Annotated in this window: 5 protein-coding genes; all 5 read left to right on the top strand. The window is 38.6% G+C overall.

The annotated features are described in order from the left end of the window. Positions 1-521, top strand: a 521-nt coding sequence (locus tag U9Q18_07405) for an isoamylase early set domain-containing protein (GenBank protein ID MEA3314185.1), incomplete at its 5' end; no start/stop codon positions are given. Between the two features lie 197 nt (positions 522-718). Further along, on the top strand, positions 719-1,699 hold the full coding sequence (locus tag U9Q18_07400) for a hypothetical protein (GenBank protein MEA3314184.1): 981 nt from the start codon (positions 719-721) through the stop codon (positions 1,697-1,699). A gap of 330 nt (positions 1,700-2,029) precedes the next feature. Further along, a complete protein-coding gene (locus U9Q18_07395) occupies positions 2,030-2,245 on the top strand; it encodes a type II toxin-antitoxin system HicB family antitoxin (protein MEA3314183.1) in 216 nt (71 codons plus the stop codon). Beyond that, positions 2,245-2,481, top strand: a complete 237-nt coding sequence (locus tag U9Q18_07390) for a type II toxin-antitoxin system HicA family toxin (GenBank protein ID MEA3314182.1) — start codon at positions 2,245-2,247, stop codon at positions 2,479-2,481. Before U9Q18_07395 ends, U9Q18_07390 begins: the two co-directional genes overlap by 1 nt. A 433-nt stretch (positions 2,482-2,914) precedes the next feature. Then, a partial coding sequence (locus tag U9Q18_07385; GenBank protein MEA3314181.1) for a hypothetical protein occupies positions 2,915-3,538 on the top strand: 624 nt, incomplete at its 3' end.

The following is a 3,538-nucleotide window of genomic DNA, read 5'->3' as shown; positions in this document are numbered from 1 at the left end:
TTTCGCGCGACGAAGTTCAGATTCAGACTTCCTGGATGGACCGCATCAAAAAGCAGATTGCTATCCCAGGTCTGTCATTCCCGCGCCTTTTTCTGTCATTCCCATCTCTTTCTTTGTCATTCCCGCGAAAGCGGGAATCCATCTTTTCCTTCCGTTTGGCCGGAGCCGCAGTCGCAGCAGCATTAATCGTATTTTTTGCCTTTACTTTTATCTTTAATACTCCCGATGCTCCCTCTATCTGTTCGGCTGAAGTGCAATTCTCTTTAAGGATTAGCGATAGCAAAGCTCATACTGTGGCTATTGCCGGTGATTTTAACGGATGGAACTCACAGGCGAATCTTTTAGAAGATTCCGATGGGGACGGCATCTGGACAGCTACTCTCAACTTAGAGCCGGGCAGATATGAGTATATGTTTGTATTGGATGGAGAAAAATGGTTTCCTGATCCCAATGCCCTTCGATATGTTAAAGACGGATTTGGCAACAAAAATGCCATATTAGAAATAAACAATTGCACTTAACACTTTCCTCCCCCTTGAGGGGGGAGGATTAAGGTGGGGGTGAATAACTTATTCTCTGTATTTTTTTAACTGGTTAACCGGCTAATTAATAAAAACTGGTTAACTGGCCAACAGTTACTTAGTTGATGAGTTTGTATTAACTAATTAACTAATTAACCAGCTAACCAACTAACTAAAACACATTGGTGAATTAAATTATGACTTTCTCAAAAAACAAAATTAAAAACAATTTAATATCTACTATAATAATTTTAACGCTTACACTTTCTTTTGCTATCTCTATTTTTGCTTTTTCCGCAGAGACAGCAACCATAGACGAACAATTAGAACAGCTAAAAAGTATTTTGGATTCCTCATCCGCCTATTCAGCCTTTCAAACCACCATGCTTTTAAAAAGCACCCAGCAGCTGCTTGATGCAGGGATATCTTTCGAAGATACCAAAAATATTATTGAAAACAGTATAGGAAAATCATTCGATGCCTATAGTATGAAGAAAGTCTTTGATGTGATATTGGAAACCCGGCAGGAAAATTTACCTACCGAGCCCTTAATTAACAAGGTAAACGAAGGATTTGCCAAAAATGCAGATAAGACTGTAATAATTTCGGTAATCTCTACCAAAGCGGAGAACCTGAGAAAAGCTTTTATTCTCTTAGATGATGCCCGGCAGGAGGGCTTGGAAATTAATGGCGGGGAAGAAATGCTTAAGGTATTAGCCGACAGCTTAGAAAACGATGTCCCCCCTGAATCTCTCTCCTGGCTGGTAAAGGCGGGAACCGCCGAAGGCAAAAGTATAATGGAGATTTCTGAAATAAGTGAAGAGCTGAGTTATTTAAGCTTGCTGGCAGTTGAATCAGGTTTATCTTTAGAGGAAATTTCTCTTCTGTTTAAAAAAGCCATAGAAAACAGCGCTAATATCGAGGAAATCTGTGAAAATATTCAAACCGGTTTAGAGACGCAAGTTAGCACGGCAAAAACAGAACCGAGCGGAACAGTAATGCCTTCTGCGACTTCAGATAGCGGGACTCTTACCGATTCTTCGATAGAAAGTCCGGCAGAAGTTGGAGAAACTCCTACTCAAGAGGCAGGAGAAGCCCCCGCCGAGACCGGCGGCGCACCCGAAGAACCATCAACTTCGCCTGAAGAAGGAGAGGCACCGCCTCCTCCGGAATATTAATTTTGTCATTCCGCACTTGATGCGGAATCTATAAGAGGGGATGTGTTGCTAAGTTCTTTGAAAATTTAAAAAAATTATAAATATTTTTCCCAAAAAGAAGGATTTTCTAACCCACATGTCGAATATAACAGTTAGTTAGCTTGTTTACCGTTTACCCTGTTGGCCAGTTATAAGATAAAGATGCAAGATAAAACCGTAGGACAGGCGTTCCCCATGAATGAATTTTTAAAGAAAAGGTTAAGCGTAAAGATGACGATTTGAATAAAAAGATTAAAGATTAAAGAAAATATCAAGAAGATTGTGGAAACAAGCTTAAGAGAGGAGAGAACAATGAAACTAATAAAAATAATAGTTGAAAAGCATCCCGAGGGATATGTGGCATATCCTTTGGAATTAAAGGGTGTCGTGATTGGAGAAGGCGATACTTATGAAGAAGCACTTGCAGATGTAAAATCAGCTATTAAATTTCATATAGAAACTTTTGGAAAAGAAGCTTTTGAAACAGAAGAGGTTATAGAGACTTTTGTTGGAGAAGTAGTAGTGTAATGAAATTTCCAAAGGACGCACCAAAACAGAAAGTTGTGAAAACATTTGAAGCTTTAGGATTTAAGATCGTAAGGATGGGAAATCATATTTCAATGGTTAAAGAAAATAAGGATAACAGTAAGATGCCCTTAACTATGCCCAATCATGATAGAATAAAAGGTTCTACTTTAAGAACGATTTGCAGACAATCAGGAATATCGAGAGAGGATTTTTTTAAAATTTATAAAAGGATGTAAAACTGTTATTGAAACTTTTCTTGACTTTTATCGTATTATTTATTAGTATTTGTTTAGTTGTTTGGTTACGTAGTTAAATAATTGTTTGGTTTGCTGAGTAATTCGTCTTTGTTTTAACTAGCTAACTGGTTAACCGGCAAACCGGCTAACTGGTTTTTTATCTTAATCTTAACCAGCTAACCAGTTAACCAACTAACTAGCTAACGGTTTAAAAGCGGTAGTTTCTTAACCCGTATCAGGTCGAGATGTAAAAGTGTTTATGAAATAAAAGGGGCAAAAAAACCTCCTCATAAACAGCGAGCGCTAAGAAGCTATTTTAAAACAGAAACTAGAAATTTAGTTAATTTCGCGAAATTAAATAATAACGAATTCTTTTTAAAAACGAAAGGAGAAAAAAATGAAGAAATTATTATTAGTACTTATGGTAGTTGCAATGGCTTCTTTCCTCTTGGTCGGCTGTCTTCCTGGTATAGGGGTTGAAGAAGAAGAAGAAGAAGAAGAGGTAGTCCCAGCAGTTACAATGGTAGTTGAGGACGAGTATAAGAGCACAGTAGGTGTAACCTATGTAGGCTGTGAAAAAGATGTAACTGTTACTTTTTCAGAAGCTGTTGAGCTAGATTATATAGTATATGTTGCAATGAAAGTTGTCGTTGACAGCACGGTAACATATGATTATGATGTAGCCGCAACACCTAATGCCGATCGAACCATCTGGACTGTAACGGGCTATGATTTTGGTGATTTAACTGGTGGTGAATGTGAAGCTATCTGTATAGTTGCCCTACTTAAACATCCTTGCTGCCCGGGTGAAGAAGTTGCACTCAGAGTAGTCACCGTAGATTGCGAAGCACCTTATGCTGACCTCGCTGTAACCTTTAAGGATTGTTTTGATCCATGCGTAGAACCTGATCCTTGTGATCCTTTTGTTGGTGGTGCTTACTTTGAATTTAGCAGTAGAACTGCAGGACCATGTGTAACTACTGATTGTTGTGCAGATGATTGTTCAGGTTTTGCTTCCTGGACCTTAGTAATTGATCCGGATCCATGTGTACCTGCA

The organism is Caldisericota bacterium (assembly GCA_034717215.1).
In the GTDB taxonomy this organism is placed as follows: Bacteria; Caldisericota; Caldisericia; order Caldisericales; family Caldisericaceae; genus UBA646.
The sequence above is the reverse complement of the archived record's forward strand: the minus strand, read 5'-3'. Positions and strand labels throughout refer to the sequence as shown.

What these genes read in the sequence shown, in the direction of transcription:
- U9Q18_07400 (MEA3314184.1), top strand. Translation starts at nt 719, where the DNA reads ATGACTTTCTCAAAAAACAAAATTAAAAACAATTTAATATCTACTATA.
- U9Q18_07395 (MEA3314183.1), top strand. Translation starts at nt 2,030, where the DNA reads ATGAAACTAATAAAAATAATAGTTGAAAAGCATCCCGAGGGATATGTG.
- U9Q18_07390 (MEA3314182.1), top strand. Translation starts at nt 2,245, where the DNA reads ATGAAATTTCCAAAGGACGCACCAAAACAGAAAGTTGTGAAAACATTT.